At 54.9% G+C, this 20,724-nt stretch carries 14 protein-coding genes, 1 pseudogene and 1 riboswitch; of the genes and pseudogenes, 6 read left to right on the top strand and 9 right to left on the bottom strand.

Features of this window, described 5'->3' with window-relative positions:
- The first annotated feature begins 38 nt into the window (after positions 1 to 38).
- Positions 39 to 920, top strand: a complete 882-nt coding sequence (locus tag L975_RS01280; RefSeq protein WP_010864692.1) for a LysR family transcriptional regulator — start codon at positions 39 to 41, stop codon at positions 918 to 920.
- On the opposite strand, the gene L975_RS01275 is transcribed toward L975_RS01280, so the two are convergent.
- The 5 genes from L975_RS01275 to rapA all read right to left on the bottom strand — a co-directional run bounded on the left by L975_RS01275 (position 909) and on the right by rapA (position 7,243).
- Positions 909 to 1,499 carry a cytochrome b/b6 domain-containing protein gene (locus tag L975_RS01275; RefSeq protein WP_047706742.1) on the bottom strand — a complete coding sequence of 197 codons (591 nt, stop codon included), beginning with the start codon at positions 1,497 to 1,499 and terminating at the stop codon, positions 909 to 911. The two genes, L975_RS01280 and L975_RS01275, sit on opposite strands and share 12 nt — an antisense overlap.
- 272 nt (positions 1,500 to 1,771) lie before the next feature.
- Positions 1,772 to 2,242 carry a Dps family protein gene (locus L975_RS01270; RefSeq protein ID WP_010864694.1) on the bottom strand — a complete coding sequence of 157 codons (471 nt, stop codon included), beginning with the start codon at positions 2,240 to 2,242 and terminating at the stop codon, positions 1,772 to 1,774.
- A gap of 380 nt (positions 2,243 to 2,622) precedes the next feature.
- The gene (locus L975_RS01265) at positions 2,623 to 3,531 is read right to left on the bottom strand and encodes a manganese-dependent inorganic pyrophosphatase (RefSeq protein ID WP_207541846.1); all 909 of its coding nucleotides are present in this window, start codon (positions 3,529 to 3,531) and stop codon (positions 2,623 to 2,625) included.
- Between the two features lie 28 nt (positions 3,532 to 3,559).
- Positions 3,560 to 4,309, bottom strand: coding sequence for a bifunctional tRNA pseudouridine(32) synthase/23S rRNA pseudouridine(746) synthase RluA (gene rluA / locus L975_RS01260; protein WP_072032996.1), 750 nt, complete (start codon positions 4,307 to 4,309; stop codon positions 3,560 to 3,562).
- Positions 4,310 to 4,330: 21 nt separating this feature from the next.
- The gene (gene rapA, locus L975_RS01255; protein ID WP_047706740.1) at positions 4,331 to 7,243 is read right to left on the bottom strand and encodes an RNA polymerase-associated protein RapA; all 2,913 of its coding nucleotides are present in this window, start codon (positions 7,241 to 7,243) and stop codon (positions 4,331 to 4,333) included.
- Positions 7,244 to 7,477: 234 nt separating this feature from the next.
- Here rapA and L975_RS01250 point away from each other — a divergent pair, with 234 nt between their 5' ends.
- On the top strand, positions 7,478 to 8,857 hold the full coding sequence (locus L975_RS01250; RefSeq protein WP_047706738.1) for a PhoH family protein: 1,380 nt from the start codon (positions 7,478 to 7,480) through the stop codon (positions 8,855 to 8,857).
- Between the two features lie 231 nt (positions 8,858 to 9,088).
- On the top strand, positions 9,089 to 9,856 hold the full coding sequence (locus L975_RS01245; RefSeq protein ID WP_047706737.1) for a DedA family protein: 768 nt from the start codon (positions 9,089 to 9,091) through the stop codon (positions 9,854 to 9,856).
- Positions 9,857 to 9,998: 142 nt separating this feature from the next.
- Here L975_RS01245 and thiQ read toward each other — a convergent pair whose 3' ends face one another.
- The 3 genes and pseudogenes from thiQ to thiB form a co-directional block, all read right to left on the bottom strand.
- Positions 9,999 to 10,703, bottom strand: coding sequence for a thiamine ABC transporter ATP-binding protein ThiQ (gene thiQ / locus L975_RS01240; protein WP_047706736.1), 705 nt, complete (start codon positions 10,701 to 10,703; stop codon positions 9,999 to 10,001).
- A gap of 73 nt (positions 10,704 to 10,776) precedes the next feature.
- A pseudogene (gene thiP, locus L975_RS01235) lies at positions 10,777 to 12,381 on the bottom strand (thiamine/thiamine pyrophosphate ABC transporter permease); the annotation flags it as partial.
- Positions 12,357 to 13,337, bottom strand: a complete 981-nt coding sequence (thiB, locus tag L975_RS01230; protein WP_047706842.1) for a thiamine ABC transporter substrate binding subunit — start codon at positions 13,335 to 13,337, stop codon at positions 12,357 to 12,359. The gene thiB and the pseudogene thiP, both read right to left, overlap by 25 nt.
- A gap of 164 nt (positions 13,338 to 13,501) precedes the next feature.
- A riboswitch (TPP riboswitch) is annotated at positions 13,502 to 13,592 on the bottom strand.
- A gap of 216 nt (positions 13,593 to 13,808) precedes the next feature.
- On the opposite strand from thiB, the gene L975_RS01225 reads away from it, so the two are divergent.
- The gene (locus tag L975_RS01225) at positions 13,809 to 14,567 is read left to right on the top strand and encodes an enoyl-CoA hydratase-related protein (RefSeq protein WP_047706735.1); all 759 of its coding nucleotides are present in this window, start codon (positions 13,809 to 13,811) and stop codon (positions 14,565 to 14,567) included.
- 347 nt (positions 14,568 to 14,914) lie between these two features.
- Positions 14,915 to 17,125, top strand: coding sequence for a GGDEF domain-containing protein (locus L975_RS01220; protein WP_047706733.1), 2,211 nt, complete (start codon positions 14,915 to 14,917; stop codon positions 17,123 to 17,125).
- A 169-nt stretch (positions 17,126 to 17,294) separates the two neighbouring features.
- On the opposite strand, the gene djlA is transcribed toward L975_RS01220, so the two are convergent.
- Positions 17,295 to 18,116 carry a co-chaperone DjlA gene (djlA, locus tag L975_RS01215; RefSeq protein WP_010864707.1) on the bottom strand — a complete coding sequence of 274 codons (822 nt, stop codon included), beginning with the start codon at positions 18,114 to 18,116 and terminating at the stop codon, positions 17,295 to 17,297.
- A gap of 230 nt (positions 18,117 to 18,346) precedes the next feature.
- Between djlA and lptD the strand changes: the two genes are divergently transcribed.
- Positions 18,347 to 20,671 (top strand): LPS assembly protein LptD, encoded by a 2,325-nt coding sequence (gene lptD, locus L975_RS01210; protein ID WP_047706731.1) that lies wholly within the window; start codon positions 18,347 to 18,349, stop codon positions 20,669 to 20,671.
- The last annotated feature ends 53 nt before the right edge of the window (positions 20,672 to 20,724 follow it).

Below are 20,724 nucleotides of genomic sequence, written 5' to 3'. Positions count from 1 at the left end.
CATTCTCTACTATCAGCGGGAAGCTCCCGGAGACACATATGAAACTCTCGCAGTTAGAAATGTTTGTAGAAGCGGCAAATAGCGGTTCGATCACCGAAGCGGCGCGCCGTCTGAACAAAAGTCGTAGCACCGTCAGTACCGCCATCAGCGCGCTGGAAGACAGCTTGGGCGTCAGTCTTTTTGAACGCGGCTCCAACCTCACCGAGCTCACGGTGATCGGCGAACAAATTTTGGATGACAGCGAGCGCATCCTGCAGATTGCCTACATCATCGAACAAAAATGCCAGCACTACGCCTCGGGAGCAGAAGCGGTGCTGCGTATTGCTCGTGATGATGCGCTATCGGAAGTCTTTTGGCGGCGTCTGCTGGGGGATCTGAAACACACCTTCTCCGGTACCAGTGTCTCTTTGGTGTTGGCCTCTCCGCCGGAGCTACCGCAATTGGTGGAAGATGGCATTGTGGATGCAGCCTTTGGCCTGTTGACCGAAGAGCAAGAGAGTACCTCGCTCAAAATCGAGGTATTACACCCGCTGCGCACCATGATGGTGGTAGAAAAGCAGCACCCACTGGCACTGCTCAAGCGCGTGCAACACAGCGATCTGGAATCGCATACCCAAATCACCTTGTCGTATGCCGACCATGAATCGGTGAAAACCTTACTGCCAGTCAGTGGCGATCACATTGGTTTATCGTGCTTTGAGATGATGCGTGATGCGGTAATGGATAAGCTCGGCTGGGCGATTTTGCCCATCCCACTGATTAAAACGCAGCTACGCCAAGATCAGTTGCGGGTGCTAAAACACAAATTCAGCATGCAGTGGCGTGACTACGCGGCCTATGCCTCACCGGCCGCGTATCACGGTAAGGTACTCTCGTGGATCCAGCAAGAGATCCAAAAAGAGCTCGAATCATACGACTGACGAACCGGTTTTCGTTTGGTTACGCCGCCAGAAGAAAAAGTGCAGTAACGCCATGCCACCGTGACCGACCAAATAAGCTTCAATCAAACCGGTCAGTGCTTTATGCACGGATTTCAGATCCGGCGCCCACACGGAGCCAGTGCGCCACAGTAAAAACCATGTAAATCCAGAGCCGGCCACCAGCAAAATCGCGCCTAAGCCTAAGCCTTGAATACAAGGCGCTAAGCCACCCGCGGCGCTTTCGGGCAGTCGACGTTGCCATAAGGTGCGCAAATCTGCTTTCAGCTGAGAAACATCCCCCCACAAGTAGGGAAAGAAATAGCGCAAGCCGCGCGAAAACAGGCAATGTAAGGTCAGTAACAGCCCCAGCACTAACGCGGTACAGCCCATGCCGATGTGCATCCAAACAAACAGCGGAGCGACTACCCCTGCGCTAATCGCGCCTTCGGCGGTAAATTGCATCCCGTTGCTGTTGAGGATTTGCAGAATGACCAGCGCCGCCAGTGTCAGGTGCAAAACGCGCAGAAACCGATGCTGGTATTGCCCCAGATAGCGCCAAAAATCAGAAAATAGCCGCATGAGAGTTCATCCTTAATCCGGCCAGGCCGGTCTGTATTTCTTGTTTTGAATTGCTCGAAAACGCCGTGTCATCTATCCGTGATTATGACCTAATCCGTTCGAATTAGTCGCTAAGAAAAGTTGAGATCCTGACGAGCAAAGATGTTGCATGCTGTTAGCGTGATAAGCGCGAACAAATAAATAAGCGCAGACAACAAAACGCCGGGACGCACAAGCGTTCCGGCGTAATCGCGTTGATGAGCGATACAAGGTAGTCAGTCAAACGATGCCGATTACTCTTCCAGCATGCTACGCAGCATCCACGCCATTTTTTCATGGGCGCTGCAACGGTCATCCAGCAAAGAGCCGGTAGCCCCATCGTTCACTTCACCGGTCAGTGGATAAATCCCACGAATACGTTCGATCACTTGGCCGTGACCTTTGACCAAGAATTCCAGCATTTCGGCGTTGTTCATGCCGCTACGAGCCTCTGGCAAGGTGCTCATTTTGCTGTACACACTCAGTGAGCCGGGAGCTTCAAAGCCCAGTTCACGGATACGTTCAGCGATTTCATCCAGCGCATTCCAGATTTCGTTATATTGTTCTTCCAGCATCTGGTGCATTGGGCGGAAACGCATGCCTTTCACGTTCCAGTGGAAATAGTGGGTGGTCAGATACAGGCTGAAAGTATCGGCCAGCAGATGGGATAAGCTGTCAGCAATTTTTTCTCGGCTGGCATCGGGCAGTGAAATATCAACTTTCATAACCAATCTCCATGTTCAAATAACTTAACGGTAATGCCGTTCGTTGCTAATAAACATAGACCTGTTACGCATGTTTATCTGTCAGCAAATGCCGCCAATTGCCTCGTTGTGCAAGCAAATATGTCCTGCTATATGCACACATTTGCACCGTTAATAAAAAAAGTGCGGTTTATAGCGAGACTCGAGAAAACATGAAGAAAATCATATCGATTAGTACTTAATAAAAGCCCAACTATCTCGTGCGACAACCTCGTGCGACAGCGCGGTTGCGCCAATAAAAAGGCAGCCCGTAGGCTGCCTTAAACCGAAGTGACGATGGCTATACAGTCACGCTATAGAGTCACTCGATACTGGTCACTCGATACAATCACGCAATGCGATCAGGCCAGAACCTGCTGCAGCCACGGCCAACCTTGCTTTTTACGGCTCAGGGTGTTTTGCATCATCAGCACGCCGTTGTCGGCATGCGCATCCAGCTTGGCAGACCATTCGCCTTTGTACAGCAGACGGGTGGTCGCAGTGGTGATGTCAGTCAGCATTAGCGCGGCCAGTGCCAGACCTTCGTTATCACAACGCGCTTGCAGATCCGCATTCAGCGCATCCAGCATGCCGTCCACTTGCTCCAGTGTCGCCAACTCAATCTGACCAACAACCACGTCACGGCCGTTCAGTGGGTAGCCTTTCAGATCTTTTTCTACCAGCTCCGCCGCAGACAGACCTTCGATGTCAGTCTTAGCAATCAGCAGGTCTTTGATGAACAGATCCAGATCAGCGATATCAGCCAGTTTAGCCAACGCATACACCGCTTCTTTGTCTTTCTCGGTGCAAGTTGGTGACGCAAAGCCCACGGTGTCGCTGATAATGGCAGACATCATCAGGATCGCCAGCGGACGGGTGATCTCAGCCTGCTCCATACGGAACAGATTGAACAGGATGGTGTTGGTGCAGCCTACCGGCCAGATCCACGCTTCCAGCGGCTGCGCCGTGGTCACGTCGCCCAGACGGTGGTGGTCAACGATACCCAGAATTTCTGCCTGCGCCAGATCGTCCGGACCTTGCGCCAGATCGGAGTAGTCCACCAGCCACACTTGCTGACCGGCAACACCGGTGCACATCTCTGGCTGCTCAACCCCGGCACGCTCCAGAATAAAGCGGGTTTCGCGGTTGATATCACCCTGACGCACGGCTTTCGCCTGCAGGCCACGGGCTTTCAGCAGTTCAGCAGCTACCAGTGCAGAACAGATACTATCGCTATCAGGGTTTTTATGACCAACTACTTGAATCATCATCTTTCCTTTCAGTACGTCTGGCCTGCACTTAAAAGTCAGGCTCACAGCAAAAGTGCATCGGCTCGCCGGTTTTCGGATGCGTGATCGACAGCTCACGCGCGTGCAGTTGCAAACGCGGCGCCATCGCTAAGGCATCGGGATGCGCGTAGAAGCGATCGCCCAAGATAGGGTGTCCCAACGCCAGCATGTGCACCCGTAACTGGTGCGAGCGTCCGGTTACGGGGGTCAGTTTAACACGGCTCGCGCCATCCGGATCGCGACTGAGCACCTGATACAAGGTCAGCGCCCGCTTACCGGTTTCATGGCAGACTTTCTGTTTCGGCCGGTTCGGCCAGTCACAGATCAGCGGCAGGTCGATTTCGCCGTCATCTTGTGCCAGATGTCCCCACACGCGCGCCACATAGGCTTTTTTCGGCTCGCGCTCACGAAACTGGCGCTTAAGCTCGCGCTCGGCTTGCTTGGTCAGCGCCACCACCATCACGCCACTGGTGGCCATATCCAGCCGGTGCACCGATTCGGCCAACGGGAAGTCGGCCTGAATGCGCTGCATGATGCTATCGCGGTGCTCTTCGGCGCGCCCTTGCACCGACAGCAACCCACTCGGCTTATTCACCACCATGATGCTCGTGTCCTGATACAGGATCTGCAGCCACGGATCAGTCGGTGGGTTATAGGCCTCCAGCGGTGGCGCGCCACTTGGAATGGCCCGCTCTTCGGCGGTCGGCTTGCGCACTTTACGCGGCGCCGTATCGGTTGGTTTCACAGGCTCATTCCTCATAATGTGCTCCGCTCGCAGCACTTACTGATGCGTCACTACGACCACGCGCAGGGAATCCAGACGCCAGTTGGCTTCGTCCAGATGCTGCAGAACATGCTTACGACCCAGCTCCAGCATGCTGATTTCATCCTCACGGATGTTCGGGTTGACCGCTTTCAGGGCCAACATCCGATCCAGCTCGGCGGTCATCACGTCGTCCGCCAGCTTACGCGCGGCATCAATTTCCACCCGCGCCAGCTCATTAGCCTTCGGCTCGGCCATGGTCAGCATCGCGTGGATCTCTTTTTGCACTGCGTTCACCAGCTTACTGCCGGTATGACGGTTCACAGGGCTCAGCTGGCGGTTCAATGCTTCAAAACCAATCGATTTTGAGAGATCGTTACCACTGACATCCATCAGCAAACGCACCGGTGTTGGCGGCAGGAAGCGCGTCAGTTGCAGGTGCTTCGGCGCCTGCGCTTCCACCACATACACCAGCTCCAGCAGCAGTGTACCGGCTGGCAAGGCTTTATTTTTCAGCAGCGACATCGCCGTCATACCGGTATCACCGGACAGGATCAGATCGATACCGTTACGCAAAATCGGGTGTTCCCACGTCAGGAACTGCGCATCTTCACGCGACAACGCCACTTCACGATCGAAGGTCACCGTACAGCCATCGGATGGCAGACCCGGGAAGTCCGGCACCAGCATGTGACCGGTTGGCTCCAGCACCAAGGTATTCTCGCCGCGATCTTCTTGATGCACGCCGATAATATCGAACAGGTTCAGGGCAAAGCTCACCAGCTTGGTATCACCATCTTGCTCGGCAATTTCGCTGGCTAATGTCTGCGCTTCCTCGCCACCGTTGGAGTGCATCTCCAGCAGGCGATCGCGGCCGCTTTCCAGCTGCGCTTTGAGCTTATCGTGCATCGCGCGGCTATCGGCCAACAGCTCATCAAAGCCTTCTTGATTATCCGGCTCCGCCAAATACGGGATCAGGCGCTCGACAAACGCATCGTAAACCGGACGACCGGTCGGGCAGGTATGCTCGAACGCATCCAAACCTTCGTGGAACCAGCGCGACAGCAGAGCCTGCGAGGTGCCTTCCAAGCACGGCACATGGATCTGGATATCCTGACGCTGGCCGATACGATCCAGACGGCCAATACGCTGCTCCAGCAGATCTGGATTCATTGGCAAATCGAACATCACCAGATTGCTGGCGAACTGGAAGTTACGGCCTTCGGAGCCAATTTCCGAGCACAGCAGTACCTGCGCGCCCTCTTCCACCTGCGCAAAATAAGCCGAAGCCTTGTCGCGCTCGATGATAGACAAGCCTTCGTGGAAGACTGCCGCGCGAATCGCTTCACGCTCACGCAGCGCTTGCTCCAGATGCACGGCCGTTTGTGCCTTGGCACAGATCACCAGCACTTTGGCATCGCGGTTGTTCTTCAAGAAGGTCAGCAACCACTCCACGCGCGGGTCAAAGTTCCACCAAGTGGCATTTTCGCCTTCAAACGCTTGGTAGATTTGCTCTGGGTACAGCATCTGCTGGGCGCGATCATCCACCTTCGACGCGCCCATCAGGCGTGCCACACGGATCGCGGTTTGGTACTGGCTTGGCAGCGGTAACGTGATCTGGTTTAAGCTGCGCTGCGGGAAGCCTTTCACGCCCTGACGGGTGTTACGGAACAGCACGCGGCCAGTGCCGTGGCGATCCATCAGGTTATTGATCAGAGTTTGCCGCGCCAGCAGGCGCTCGGTTTCATCCACGTCGGCCGCGTTGATCACTTTCAGCAGCGGCTCCACATCCTGCTCACTGAGCAGTTCAGTCAGCAGATTTTGCGCTTCCACGCTCAGCGGCTTACCGGCGGTGATATCGGCAACCGCATCGGCCACCGGCTGGTATTGCTGTTGCTCGGCCACGAACTCTTCGTAATCGTGGAAACGATCAGGATCCAGCAAACGCAAGCGCGCAAAGTGGCTTTCTTGACCCAACTGCTCCGGGGTGGCGGTCAGCAGCAGCACGCCCGGGATATTTTCAGTCAGAGTTTCCACCACTTGATATTCGCGGCTTGGTTTATCTTCGCTCCACACCAGATGGTGGGCTTCGTCGACCACCAACAGATCCCATTCCGCTTCCGCCGCCTGTTCACAGCGCTGGCGCTTTTTACGAATGAAATCCAAGGAGCAGATCACCAGCTGTTCGGTCTCGAACGGGTTCTCCGCATCCAAACCGGCTTCGGCGCAGCGCTCTTCGTCAAACAGCGCAAAGCGCAGGTTAAAGCGACGCAGCATCTCCACCAGCCACTGGTGTTGCAAGGTTTCTGGCACGATCACCAGCACGCGCTGAGCACGGCCAGACAGCAGTTGCTGATGAATGATCATGCCCGCTTCAATGGTCTTACCCAAACCCACTTCATCGGCCAGCAATACGCGCGGCGCATAACGGCAACCCACTTCATGGGCGATGTACAGCTGGTGCGGGATCAGGCTGGCACGAGCGCCACGCAGACCGCGCAGCGGCGAGCGGAATTGTTCACGCTGATGGTTCAGCGCGCGATAACGCAGGGCAAAACGATCCATACGGTCGATTTGACCGGCAAACAGGCGATCCTGAGGTTTGCTGAAGGTCAGCTTGTTATCCAGCATCACTTCGCGCAGGCTGATGCCCTCTTCCTCAGTATCCAGACGGGTACCGACATAAGTCAGGACACCGTGTGCTTCCAGCACTTCATCGACACGCATCTGCCAACCTTCGTGGCTGGTGATGGTATCGCCTTGGTTGAACATGACGCGAGTCACCGGGGCGTCCACTCGTGAATAAACACGGTTTTCACCGGAAACAGGGAACAGAATGGTGATGGTACGGGCCTCAATAGCGACAACCGTACCTAGACCTAACTCACTCTCAGTATCACTGATCCAACGTTGACCAAGTGCAAAAGGCATAGTGCTGACTCAACTCTCTTCTTTGTTTGGCGTGGGTGCGGGAAAGGGCGTTATGGTAATTCAAGGTGTGTTCCTCGTCACGGATTTATCCGTCCCTCATCGCGTTAAATCTCTGTAGTTGTCACAAGCTTGTCATCAAGGATGCGTTTGATTGTAAAAGTGTTGCTACACTCGGATTAAGGCGCAACACCGGTGCCAACCAGGCACAGTTTTTACGCTTACAAGGAGGTCCGTATGGGCTCAACCGAACGAAAAATCTTCGTCCTCGATACCAACATCCTACTGCATGAACCTCAGTCCATCTTTTCCTTTCAAGAACACAATGTCATCGTGCCGATGACGGTCCTCGAAGAGCTCGACCGCATTAAGGATAGTAAACGCGACGTTTCACGCGAGGCGCGTATCGCTATCCGCATGCTCGAAAGTGTGTTTCTCGATGCCAGTGCCGAAGAGATTGCCGCGGGCGTTCCGCTCAGTAAACACGGGGCGCAAGCGTCCGGCACGCTGGCGATTTTCGCCGACTACCTGTTAGCCGAAGAGGTGCATGCCTTCCCCAGCAAAGAGGGCGATAACCGCATTCTGAACGCGGTGCTGTACTTGCAAAAATTGCATGCCCCTGTGCCCGTGGTGTTGGTCACCAAAGACATCAACATGCGCCTGCGCGCCAAAGGCGCTGGGGTGTTGCGGGTCGAAGATTATCGCACCGATCAGCTGATCGACGATGTGCGCTTCCTCACTAAAGGCTTTCGTCACCTCGACGGCGATTTTTGGAAAAAAGTGGAGGTATGCCAAACCCAGCACGAAGGGCGCGAAACCTACCATGCGGTAGATGCTGCGCTGATCCCCAAAACCCACATCAACGAATACCTGTTTGACGATACCGAAACCTTTGCCGGTCGCGTCAGTGCCATCGGCAGCGATCGCATCACGTTTCGCGATTTAGGACGGGAAAAACTGATGCACCGGCAAGCGTGGGGCGTACATCCGAAAAATATTTATCAAGCGATGGCGTTACACGCCTTGCTCGACCCGAGCATCGATCTGGTGATCCTCACCGGCCCGGCCGGTAGTGGGAAAACCTTGCTGGCGATGGCGGCGGCACTGGAGCAAGTGGTCGAGAAAAAGATGTACGACAAGATTATTGTCACCCGTAACACGCCGGATATCGGCGAGTCGATCGGCTATCTGCCGGGCACCGAAGAGGAAAAAATGCTGCCGTGGCTGGCGGCAATCACCGATACCTTGGAAGTGCTGCATAAAAACGACCACAACACCGAAGCGTCGATCAAATACATTCAGGACAAAGCCAACATCCAGTTTAAATCGATTAACTTCATGCGTGGCCGCTCGATTCAAAATGCCTTTGTGCTGCTGGACGAGTGCCAAAACTTAAGCGCCTCGCAGCTGAAAACCATCATTACTCGCTGCGGGGAAGGCACCAAAATTATCTGCTCCGGTAACTTGGCGCAAATCGACAGCCCTTACCTAACGCCAGTCACATCGGGGCTAACCTATATTGTGGAGCGCTTTAAAAACTTTGAGGGAAGCGTAAACCTGTATCTGAACGGGGTGGTACGTAGCCGGTTAGCCTCGTTCGCCGAGGAAAACCTGTAACCGCGTACTGACTTAAGATTCAAAACAAAAGACGTAAAACAAGGGCTGAGGCAATAAAGATTGAGACATCGTCATGATTGACGCTCCCTCAGCCCTTCTGCACAATCAGCCTCACTGGCCGGTCAGCTCGCCTTGCGGTTGACCGGCTGAACACTGTGCGTCTTGTACTCAGGTACGCAGACTCCACCAGTATCGCGATTTCGGCTTGCCGCCCCGTTTAAAGAGGTTCCGATGGAGGCATTACTTAACCATCTTCAGCTGTATGCCATGCACTATGCGCTCAGCGCTGCGTTCTTGGCGGCATTGATTGAATCCATTGCGCTCATCGGTCTGTTGGTGCCGAGCTCGGTCATCATGACCTCGATTGGTCTGCTGATTGGTCACGGCGAAGTGAATTTCTGGCTGGCATGGTTGGCCGCCACGTTAGGCTGCATGGTGGGCGATTGGGGCTCGTATCTGGCCGGCCACTATTTCCAAGCGCCGCTACGCAACTTTCGTCCGCTGCAGCGCTATCAAAGCACCATCAGCAAAATTGAATATGCGCTGCACCAGCACAGTATGCCGACCATTTTCTGGGGCCGGCATATCGGGCCGACACGCCCAATTGTGCCGCTGGCGGCAGGCATGCTGAACCTGCCACCGCGCAGTTTTGCCCTGCCGAATTTTTTGGCCTGTGCGACTTGGCCTCCGGTCTATCTGCTGCCGGGGATTTTAGCAGGGGTCGCGCTGGGGATCCCACAAGGACAGAGCGTCGGCCTGTTCCGCGTGCTGCTGCTGTTAAGCGCGGCGGGGATGTTCTTCAGTGTCTGGCTCGGCTGGCGCTGGCTGCGCCATGACCAACGCCCGGCGGACTGGTTTAGCAAGTACCTGACGTTACCGCGCCTGCGCTGGCTGACCATGGTCAGTCTGCTGATGGCGGTGGTCAGTACGCTGTGGCTGTTACAACAACCGCTGATGCCGCTGTACGCAGATCACCTGCGCGACGTGCTCAAACTCTGACGCACTGACCTTCTTAGCTCTCTTTAAAAACCGCCCAGCGTCTGCACCGATTGCCGCACTGGGCGTTTTTTTATCTTCTCGCGTTTGCGTCTTTCTTCCTGCCGTCAGCGCTCTCGCTACTCTCCGCGTCTCTGGCTTGCCGTTACGGCTTGACCGTAACACCCAAAATTCGCGCCTGTGGCGCCGCGCCACTGAGTAAATCGGCGGTCGGCCCGTCATAACAGATGCAACCATCGTCAATCAGCAAGGTACGCGGTGCGATACGGGCAGCATCATCCAAATTGTGCGACACCATCAGCAAGGTCAGATTCAAGCGCGCACACGCCTCTTCCACCAATGCCAGCATGTCACTGCGCAGCGCCGGATCGAGAGCGGAAAACGGTTCATCCAGCAGCAAAATAGGCGTATCACGCACCAAACAGCGCGCCAAGGCCACTCGCTGACGCTGACCGCCCGACAAGGTATCGGGCCGACGCGTCAGGTAATCGGCAAGCCCCACCGACTCCGCCACCGCCACCAGGCGCGCCTGCTGCTCGGCAGTCAAACGCAAGCCAGGATCTAACCCCAACCCGATGTTTTGCCCGACGGTCAGGTGCATAAATAAATTGTGCTCCTGAAACAGCATCGACACCGGCCGCTGCGCCACCGGCAAGGTGGTCGCCTCTTGGCCATTGAGCCACAACCGACCACTGTGCAGCGGACAAAATCCGGCAATTAAGTTGAGCAAGGTACTTTTCCCCGCCCCACTCGGGCCCAAAATGGCCACCCGCTCACCGGCTCGCACCTGCAAGTCAAAGCGCATCGGCTGATTTTGGTAAAGAAAAGTCACATCATCGAGATACAGCATGTTTCTCACGATCCTTAGCAACTGAGGTGTCAGTACGGCGACGTTGGCTAGCGTCAGACGGCGAGCCGGTTAGCGCAGCCGACGACGATGAAGGACGATGCTCAAACAGGCTAAATAAGCCAAAACAGAGCAGCAATAACAAGAGCGCCGTCACGCCACCATCTTGGCTGCGATAAGCGCCGATTTGCTGATACAGATACAGCGGTAAGGTGCGAAAATCTTCGCTGCCAAACAGTGCTATCACGCCAAAATCCCCCAGCGACAGCACGCAGGCAAAGGAAAACGCCAACGACAAAGGACGGCGCAGCGCCCGCCACTCGACCCAATAGCAACGACGCCAGCCGTGCATACCGAGCGATGCGCACAAACGATCGTACTGCGCCGCGCAGTCCAACACCGGCACGCTCAGCGTTTTTAGCACATACGGCAGCGCCATCATCGCGTTACACAGCACCACAATGGCAAACGGGTGAGCACGCAGCGCCGGATAAGGCTGCAGCAGTAAAAATAGCCCCGTGGCGAGCACCAATCCCGGCATCGCCAAAATGAGCATGCCACTGAGCTCCAGATAGCGTGCGCTACGCAGCCAGCCATCAAGACGCATCCGGCTGCTACTCCACGCAATCATCAAGCCCAACCCTAACGCCAACGCGCCGGCGCACAGAGCAATACTCAATGAGGTCAACGTGGCTTGCCACAACGCCGGCTGACTGACCACTGACCAAAACGCACGGCTAATTCCGCCCACCACCACCGCCAGTAATGGCGGTACCAGCAGCAAGATCGCCGCCGCGATCAACACGCCATCGGTTAGCCGACTGGCGAGATGGTCCGGCAGCCAACGCACGCCGTGGCCACGCCCCGCCGGCGCCGCCAGTGAACCGGCCAGCTTTTGGCTAGCCAGCACCAAGGCCAGACAAACGCCCATTTGCAGCAGTGCCAGCCATGCCGCCATCCCTAAATCAAAGTCATAGGTTAGCGCCTGATAGATAGCCACTTCCAGTGTCGAAGCTTTTGGCCCGCCACCGAGGGCTAACACCACGGCAAAACTGGCAAAACAGAGCATGAAAATCAAACTGGCCGCCGGCAGTAACTGACGGCGCACTTGTGGCCATTCCACCCAACGCCAACACTGACGCTGGTTCATGCCGAGCTGCGCGGCTATCTGGTATTGCTCTTGCGGAATAGACTCTAAACTTTGCAACAGCAACCGCGTGGCCAACGGCAAGTTGAAAAAGACATGCGCCAGTAAGATGCCCTGCAAGCCATACGGCGAAAAGCGGTACGCCAGCCCCAGAGCGCGGCACAGCTGCGCCAGCCACCCTTCTTGCCCGTAGACACTGATCAGGCCAAACACCGCCACCAGCACCGGCAACACCAGCGTCATCGAGCACAAACGCAGCAACAGGCGACGGCCAACAAACTGGCGACGCGCCAACGCGCGCGCCAAAAACAGTGCCGGTAGCACCGACAACAACGCCGACAGCGCCGCTTGCCAGAAGGTAAAACGTAAGAGGTGCCACACATACGGATCGTGCAACACCTCCAGCCCCGCTTGCTGCGGCGCTTGCCACAGCAAACTCAGCAGCGCCGCCGCCAGTACCAACAGTAATCCACCGGCGACAATCCCTGGCCAGCGACCGCGCGCCATCATCAGCGGCTTACCGCCATCTGCCACTCACGCACCCACGCCTTGCGATTTTGCTCGACTTGTTGCGGAGTAAACTCCAGCGTCTTGACCGGTTTTTCCACCTGCTCAAAGCCTTTCGGTAACGCCACATCCGTCACCGGCAGCATCCAGTTTCCGGTGGCCATCTGATCTTGGAACGCTGGGGTTAACATAAAGCGTAAGAACTCTTGCGCCAGCTGCGGCTGCTTGCTGGACGCCAGCTGACCGGCCACTTCCACTTGCAAATAGTGACCTTCGGCAAAGTTAGCGGCTTTATAGTCTGGATTGTTTTCGCTGATCAGGTGATACATCGGCGAGGTGGTGTAACTCAACACCATATCCGCCTCTCCTTTAAGAAACAGTCCGTAGGCTTCGCTCCAGCCTTTGGTCACGGTGACGGTCTTCCCCGCCAACTTCTGCCATGCCTCGGCCGCCTGATCGCCATACACCGATTTCATCCACAGCAACAGCCCCAGCCCCGGTGTACTGGTGCGCGGATCTTGATAAATCACCTTGATCGGCTGCTTGCTATCCACCAAGTCATGCAAGCTTTGCGGCGGGGTTTTCAAACGTTTTTGGTTATACACGAAAGCGAAGTAACCGTAGTCATACGGCAGGAAATGGGTATTGCTCCAACCGCCCGGTAGAGTGAGCTTGGTTTGCGGCGCAGGAAGCGGGGCGAACAGACCGGTTTTCTCGGCATCTGCTACCAAATTGTTATCCAACCCCAGCACCACATCGGCCGGACTGTTTTTACCTTCCATACGCACGCGATTTAAAATCGACACGCCATCATCCAGCGCCACGAATTTCAGCTCACAATCACCGCACTCAGCCTCAAAGGCTTTTTTGACCGCCGGGCCCGGGCCCCAATCAGAGGCAAACGAATCATAGGTATACACGGTGAGCGTGCGCTCAGCGGCTTGCACCAACGGCAAGCTACTTAACGCGCCCAGCGCCAGCAATGCGCCAACACCAAAACGCGAACGAACACAGCGAGAAAACAGCGAAACAGGGGTCACAGACACTTTGCGCTCCTTAACAACCTTGTGGGAGTCGGCAAAGGTTTTTGAGTGCTGTCGGAGGATGGCCGGCTTACCGCGTCTTTCACCTTGATGCGCGCCGGCGCCAAACAGCAGATCTCAAATCCCTCCGCCGGTATAAACCGGATCAGGTTCGACGGGTGTTATCTCAGCCTCGCGGCACCCCGTTGAGAACGGCGCTCATTGTACTCGCAATCGCCCCTTCAGTACTAGCCACACACCGAGCACAAGAGTGACAAACAGTGTGATTTGATTTCCAACTGCCAGCCACTGGTTTATGCTGCTATTGTTAACTGGTCGTACCAACAACGTTAATGAGGATGGCGAAATTATTCCTCTCCCCGACTCCGGCCGCACTGTTGTCACGTGCGCCCCTGATAACAAGGATTTTGCATGGATAGCCTGTTAATCACCCGGTCTGACGAAGGCGTGCTGTGTCTGACCTTCAATCGCCCAGAAAAGAAAAATGCCCTGACGCTGGAGATGTACCACGCACTGGAGCTGGCACTGCGTGATGCGGCGAGCGACAACCGCGTACGCAGTGTGGTGCTGCAAGGTAACGAGTGCTGCTTTACCGCCGGTAATGATCTGGCAGTCTTTCTCGAAAGTGGCAACCTAGATCACGAACATCCCGCCATTCGAATGCTACACACGCTAGCAGCCTTCCCAAAACCGGTGGTCGCGGCGGTGTGTGGTGTGGCCATCGGTATTGGTACTACGTTGCTATTGCATTGCGATCTGGTTTACGTCGCTGATGATGCGGTGCTGCAGCTGCCGTTTATCGATTTGGGGTTAGTTCCCGAGTTTGCATCGAGCTTACTGCTACCGCGTACGCTCGGCCATGTGCGCGCCTGTGAGTGGTTGCTGCTGGGCGATGCGTTTTCTGGCGCGCAAGCCGCGCACGCGGGACTCGCGAATCGCAGCTTACCGGCTAATGAGGTGTTGGCTTTTGCCCACACACAAGCAATACGGCTAGCACACAAGCCGCCGCACGCCTTACGTAACAGCAAAGCCTTGCTGAAAAACGAATTAAAGCAGGCGGTGCCCTTTACCATCGATCTGGAAGCGCGCGCGTTTTCGCAAGCACTGCACAGCGAAGAGAGCCGCCAACGGGTCAGCGCTAAGCTCAGTGCGATCAGCGCCAAGAAATAAAACGCGAAAGCAGGATAAATATCACCACAAAAAGCTGCTATTGGGCTACACAACCACATCTTTCGCTAGCCATTGCATTACTGAGCGGTAAAACCCTCGCCTAACTTACGGCGGTGGTTTTACCGCCCTTATCTAGGGCATCTATTGCGTCATTCTCGGCCTAATTGTCGACGTGATCAGCGCCACGCCTTTGCGACTGTGCGGGGAAACTTCCCCGCAGATCAACCGGTTAAAAATCGACTTACCGCTCAAAATCAGCATTGATTTTACAGATGTAATCGACTCGTTGTTCTATTTAGATAATGCTATCGCATGTTTTGCGCATTGTTTGGTGTTAAGGATACGCGATGCTCCCGCACGGAATGCTTCAGCAATGGATATTAGCCTACGATCAGCCCTCACTGCTGGATTCAGCATTGCCTGAACTGGCACTGGTCCTGAACGCCTCCCACTGCTGGTTATTTGTCGGACTGGAAGAGTCACAGCCACTGGCCAGTTGGCCTCAAGACGCCGATCATCAGGCGTTATTCAGTCATGCCGATTTGTTGCTGAAAAATCACGTCTTAGTGCAAAGCGGGATCTTGCACACCCTGAACAACCAGCCCAATCTGCATATCTGCCGTTTAAGCGGTAACAGCACGCAACCGCGCATTCTGGTATGGCAAACACCAGAGAATCCGAATCGCGATAGCGCACAAGCGACCGATCTTCCAACGACCGAACTGTCGACCACCGATCTGTCAACGCAAGTGGCGGTATTGCTGTTTTTTGGTCAACTACTGCAAAAACACCATGATGACAGCCAAGCGACCAGCGAACGTGGGCGACGCGATCTGCAAGAGGCCATGTTAGCTAATCAGCTCAATGACTTACGTAATCAAGTCAATACCATCCGTGAGCTACAGCAGTTGATGAGCGCCATGATGCTGTGTCGCGAACCGGAAGAGCTGTACAAGCTGGCAGTCGAGCAACTGCGTACTATTCTACCCGGCTGTCGCAGCGCCTTGATGCTGTACGATCCGGCCACCGGTCAAGTCCAAGGCACCTTCGGCACCGACAATGAAGGTAACACCGCCGATGAGCGGCACATCATCTACAACTATCACGATCAAACCAGCGAATTTAATCAAGCACTGCGCAGCCAAGATCAAGAATTGGTGATCAAAGACAACGCCCCGCTGTACACCCAGCACACCATCGTCGGCGTGGGGTGGAATGCGATGGTGATCTTGCGCGATGAGAACGGCCCGATCGCGTGGTTTGCGTTGGATAATTTACTGTCGCAGCGCCCACTCACCGCCGCCCAGCAAGTGCTGCTGATCACCTTCAGCCGCATGGTTTCCTCGGTGCTGGTGCAGATGCTGCGTGAAAAACAACTGCGCTTTTTACATGAAGGGCTGTTGGCGATGGCCGAAGCCGATAATCTGCTATTAGCCTGTAAAGTGGCGGTCGAGAAGATCAAAGCACTGGGCGTTGATCGGGCGGCGATCTTGCTGTGGGATCCGGAGCAGCAGATGCTGCGCGGCACGTACGGCTGCGACGAGATTGGTCAACTACGAAATGAACAGGCACTGACTATCGATCCGTACGCCGATCCGGTTATCGTGCCGATGCTGACCGAACAGGACTATTTTAAAGTCCGCCGTGACGCACCGCTATTTAACGACTTGCACTTAATTGGCATCGGCTGGCACTTGAGCGCAGGCCTGTGGCACTGTGGTCGTTTCTACGGCGCGATTTTTGCCGACAACCTGCTCAGTCGCCGCGTAATGACCAGCCACCAGCAAACTATTTTGCATCTGTTTTCGGCGGTAGTGGCCAGTTTGATGGCGCGCTTTCAAAGCGAGCAACAACTGCGTCAACTGAACTTATCGCTCGATAATCAGGTACAAACTCGCACGCAAGAGTTGAACGAAGCCAACCAACGTTTGTTGGAGCTGTCGTACCACGATCCGCTGACAGGGTTATTTAACCGACGTTACTTTGATCAAGTGATCAGTGAATGGATGGCACAAACACCGGCTCCAGGCTTGATCCTGATCGATATCGATGCCTTCAAAGCCTTTAATGACATCTATGGCCATCCAGCCGGTGATGAGTGCCTACGCGCCTTTGCCGATGCGCTGAAAGCCGCGGGGCGCGGCTGCGTGGTGTCACGCATGGGCGGCGAAGAGTTTTCGATCCTGATCCCCGCCGATCTGTTGCCGCAGCTAGACATCTTAATTGGCGAGTTGATGAACCTGACTGAGCAGATCTCGATTCCACATCGCGGTTCACCGTTTGGGATCCTCACGTTCTCCGCAGGCTATGCCAGTGGAGAAGGCAAAAACAGCACCGAACTGTATCGCAACGCCGATCAGGCACTGTACCAAGCCAAACAGCGCGGACGCCACTGTCTGGTACAAGCAGGCACTGCGCGCAGCGGACAAGCGAAACTGGCGCATACCCATCGGCCTGCCACCTTAACGGATAGCAACCCGCAGCAAGCGAATCAGCGGCAAAGCGCGGCGCTGACTGACGGGCAAGAAAATGCCCTCCCGCTGGCCAGTGGCACCTAACCGCACGCTCAGACCCTATCGGTACATGCGCTGAGCAAGACCTTACATGAGATCTGTGCTAGGCGCGCTGAACACAAACATTAATGTACACCGGTTGGTAAACTCCGCCGGAGAGAAAAGCCAGAGACAAAAAAAGCGGCGCTATTGCGCCGCTTTTTTATTAGCTGTGTTAGCGAAAACCGCGCTCGCGACGTAACAAGTCATACGCTGCTTGGATGTCCTGCGCCTTTTGCTTGGCCAACTCCATCATCTCCGGCGGTAAGCCTTTGGCCACCAATTTATCCGGGTGATGTTCATTCATCAACTTGCGATAAGCGCGCTTGATGGTTTGATTATCGGCATCGGCTGGCACTCCCAGCACTTTACACGCATCTTCCACCGTAGGACCCCGTGTTGCCGAGCGCGGTGACCAGCCTTCCTGATGCGATTGCTGATGACCGCGAAACTGAGTACTGCCCTCCAGCATCGACAGTAACTGCTCGAACTGATGACGCGAAAAACCCAGCTCTTCGGCAATCACATACAGCACTTCACGCTCACTCGGGTGCAAAGAGCCATCGGCAAACGCCGTTTGCAGCTGGATCTCCATAAACATCTGCAGCAAGTCAAAGCGACCAAAACAGGCGCGACGAAAATCGCGTAACGTCTGGCGTAAGGCAAAATCAGCCGACTTACCGGCACGAAACGCCTCTTGCGCGGCGCGACGCGCCTCACCGTGCAGATTCATTCGGTCCATCATGGCATTGGCCATGTGGATATCGGCTTCGGTCACCCGGCCCTTGGATTTGGTCAGATGCCCCATGGTAGAAAAGGTGGCCTGAAAAAACAGAGACTGTCGGGCCTGTTGATTACTGAAATAGCCCTGTAAATGGGATTGTGCCGCCAGTCTTTTGTCTACTTGATGGCCGATTAACAGGCCAAAAAACGCACCAATCGGTCCGCCGACCAGTACGCCCAGCACCACGCCCAGAAGTTTGCCCCACAATTGCATTCAAGCCCCTCTTAAACCCGTTATTCAGGCTGCGTAGCATCGCGCCCACGCATTATTTTTTCTGTTATTGCCAGCCAACAGGTTCCGCACGGGGCATACATCTGCGGCCGGAATCATACAAACAATCATATAAGTGCCGAGAAAGGCAATTTGCTTTATCATACTCTGCATTAAGCTCAATTGCTTGCGGGCAACGGTGCCCGCTCAGGTTGCAGGACCCACAATCTGGTATGAAAAAATTTTTCCCGACAATTCTGGCTTCCGCCATCAGTGCGATTCTGTTCAGTCCGCACAGTTATGCTGACCTGCGCAGCCAGTGTCTGGCCGGCGTGCCTCATTATACAAAGCCGCTGGTAAATGGCGATCCGAACAATTTACCGGTCACCATCTTATCTGACGATGCAGATGTCGATTATCCGAACCGTGCGCTGTATACCGGTAACGTCAACGTCGAACAAGGTAACCGTCAACTGACCGCGCATGAAGCGCAAGTGACGCAAAAGCTGGTCGATGGTAAACCGGTCAAACGTGAAATGACCGCCAGTGGTAATGTGCACTATTTTGACCCTACCATTACCCTCAAAGGTCCGCGTGCCTGGTCCGATCTGGACAGCAAAGATACCGACGTGGATGACGCTAATTACCAGTTGGTGGGCAAGCAAGGGCGCGGTACCGCACGTCAATTACAGCTGCGTGACAATAACCGCTACAGCATCATGAAAAGTGGCGTATTTACCACCTGTCTGCCGGATGATGACAGTTGGAGTATTGCCGCCACCACCATGGTGCAAGACCGCGATGAAGAAGTGGCGGAGTTGTGGAACGCGCGTTTTCGCGTCGCCGGCGTCCCGGTCTTCTACACGCCGTACTTGCAGATTCCGATTGGCAATAAGCGCCGCTCCGGTTTTCTGGTGCCGTCATTTGGCTCATCGACCAAATCAGGCTTCCAAGTGGAGCTTCCTTACTACTGGAATATCGCCCCTAACTACGACGCCACGATCACGCCGCGTTACATGACCAAACGTGGCACCGAGTGGATGACCGAGTTCCGCTACCTGACCACACCAGGTACTGGCACGCTGGCCTTTAACTATCTGCCCGATGACCCGCTGTATAACAATGAAGCGCGTTACCTGACCTACTGGAATCACAGTGGCGTCATGAATCAGGTATGGCGTTTTAACGTCGATTACACCAAGGTCAGTGACCCGCAGTACTTTAATGACCTCACCTCACCGTACGGTAATACCACCGACGGCTATGTCACGCAAAAAGCCAGTGTTGGCTATGCCGACCCGAACTGGATGGTGAACCTGTCTGCCACCCAGTTCCAGTTGTTTAATACCCAAGTCGCCAGTGCCTATCGTACTGCGCCGCAGCTGGATATTAACTATTACAATAACGATCTGATCAACGAGCAGCTCAACACGCATCTGTATGGTCAGGTTGCGCGGTTCGATAACGATAATCCGGCTATGCCAACTGCTACGCGGGTGCATTTTGAACCGACCGTGAGTTATCCCATCGCCAACCGCTGGGGGAGTCTGGAAGTGAGTGCCAAAGCTTATGCCACGCACTACCAGCAGGATATTCCGGTGCAATACCGCAACCAGATGGAAGAGTCGGTATCGCGCTTTATTCCACAAGGCAAAATTGACGGTAAAATGGTGTTTGAACGCGATACCAAGTGGCTGGATGCCTATACCCAGACCTTGGAGCCGCGCATTCAATACCTGTATCGTCCGTACCGCGACCAAAGCGGGATTGGTGCGCCGAACAGCCTAGGCTACGATTCCACCGCGCTGCAGATGGATTATTTAGGCATGTTCCGCGATCGCCGTTACAGCGGTCTGGATCGCATCGCCTCCGCCAATCAGGTAACCACCGGTCTGACAACCCGCTTCTTTGATTCATCCTTGAATGAACGCTTTAACTTTGCAGTCGGGCAAATTTTCTATTTGGAAACCCCGCAAGTAGCACCGATTAACGATGATGAAAAACAGCGAACTTCTGCCTGGGCCGCAGAGTCTAACACCGTATTCTCACAAAACTGGAGTGCCAAGGGCGGAATACAGTACGATGCGGAACTCAGCCAAGTGGCCTTGGGGAATGCCGTGCTGGAATATCGCAAAGATGCCGAACGACTGGTGCAACTGAACTATCGCTATGCTAGTCAGGAATACATCAACAATGCGCTGCCAAATCAAAACTACCCGACCGACCTGTCACAGGTTGGGGTCGTAGCAGCATGGCCGGTCACTGACCGCATCGGCGTGGTGGGTCAGTACTATTACGATACCAAACAGCAGCAACCGGCAACCCAACTGCTCGGTTTGCAATACAACACCTGCTGCTGGGCCGTTAACTTAACTTACGAGCGTAAAATCATCGGCTACGACGCCAGCGTTGGTGAAACCGGTGGCGGTATCTACGACAACGGAATCTCCTTTAATGTGGAAATCCGCGGTCTGGGCAATAACTACTCCACCGGCATCGGTAGCATGCTGGGAGACGGTATTTTGCCGTATCAACGCCCGTTTAACCTGAATAACTGATGGCCTCAGGTTCAGGCTTTCTTACTCAATTGCATACTTCAAAACGCAGGATG

It is taken from the genome of Plesiomonas sp. ZOR0011 (assembly GCF_000800945.1).
GTDB classification, from domain to species: domain Bacteria; phylum Pseudomonadota; class Gammaproteobacteria; order Enterobacterales; family CAMTGL01; genus Plesiomonas; species Plesiomonas shigelloides.
This window is presented reverse-complemented; position numbering and strand designations above follow the sequence as displayed.

What these genes read in the sequence shown, in the direction of transcription:
- L975_RS01280 (WP_010864692.1), top strand. Translation starts at nt 39, where the DNA reads ATGAAACTCTCGCAGTTAGAAATGTTTGTAGAAGCGGCAAATAGCGGT.
- L975_RS01275 (WP_047706742.1), bottom strand. Translation starts at nt 1,499, where the DNA reads ATGCGGCTATTTTCTGATTTTTGGCGCTATCTGGGGCAATACCAGCAT.
- L975_RS01270 (WP_010864694.1), bottom strand. Translation starts at nt 2,242, where the DNA reads ATGAAAGTTGATATTTCACTGCCCGATGCCAGCCGAGAAAAAATTGCT.
- L975_RS01265 (WP_207541846.1), bottom strand. Translation starts at nt 3,531, where the DNA reads ATGATGATTCAAGTAGTTGGTCATAAAAACCCTGATAGCGATAGTATC.
- rluA (WP_072032996.1), bottom strand. Translation starts at nt 4,309, where the DNA reads ATGAGGAATGAGCCTGTGAAACCAACCGATACGGCGCCGCGTAAAGTG.
- rapA (WP_047706740.1), bottom strand. Translation starts at nt 7,243, where the DNA reads ATGCCTTTTGCACTTGGTCAACGTTGGATCAGTGATACTGAGAGTGAG.
- L975_RS01250 (WP_047706738.1), top strand. Translation starts at nt 7,478, where the DNA reads ATGGGCTCAACCGAACGAAAAATCTTCGTCCTCGATACCAACATCCTA.
- L975_RS01245 (WP_047706737.1), top strand. Translation starts at nt 9,089, where the DNA reads ATGGAGGCATTACTTAACCATCTTCAGCTGTATGCCATGCACTATGCG.
- thiQ (WP_047706736.1), bottom strand. Translation starts at nt 10,703, where the DNA reads ATGCTGTATCTCGATGATGTGACTTTTCTTTACCAAAATCAGCCGATG.
- L975_RS01225 (WP_047706735.1), top strand. Translation starts at nt 13,809, where the DNA reads ATGGATAGCCTGTTAATCACCCGGTCTGACGAAGGCGTGCTGTGTCTG.
- L975_RS01220 (WP_047706733.1), top strand. Translation starts at nt 14,915, where the DNA reads ATGCTCCCGCACGGAATGCTTCAGCAATGGATATTAGCCTACGATCAG.
- djlA (WP_010864707.1), bottom strand. Translation starts at nt 18,116, where the DNA reads ATGCAATTGTGGGGCAAACTTCTGGGCGTGGTGCTGGGCGTACTGGTC.
- lptD (WP_047706731.1), top strand. Translation starts at nt 18,347, where the DNA reads ATGAAAAAATTTTTCCCGACAATTCTGGCTTCCGCCATCAGTGCGATT.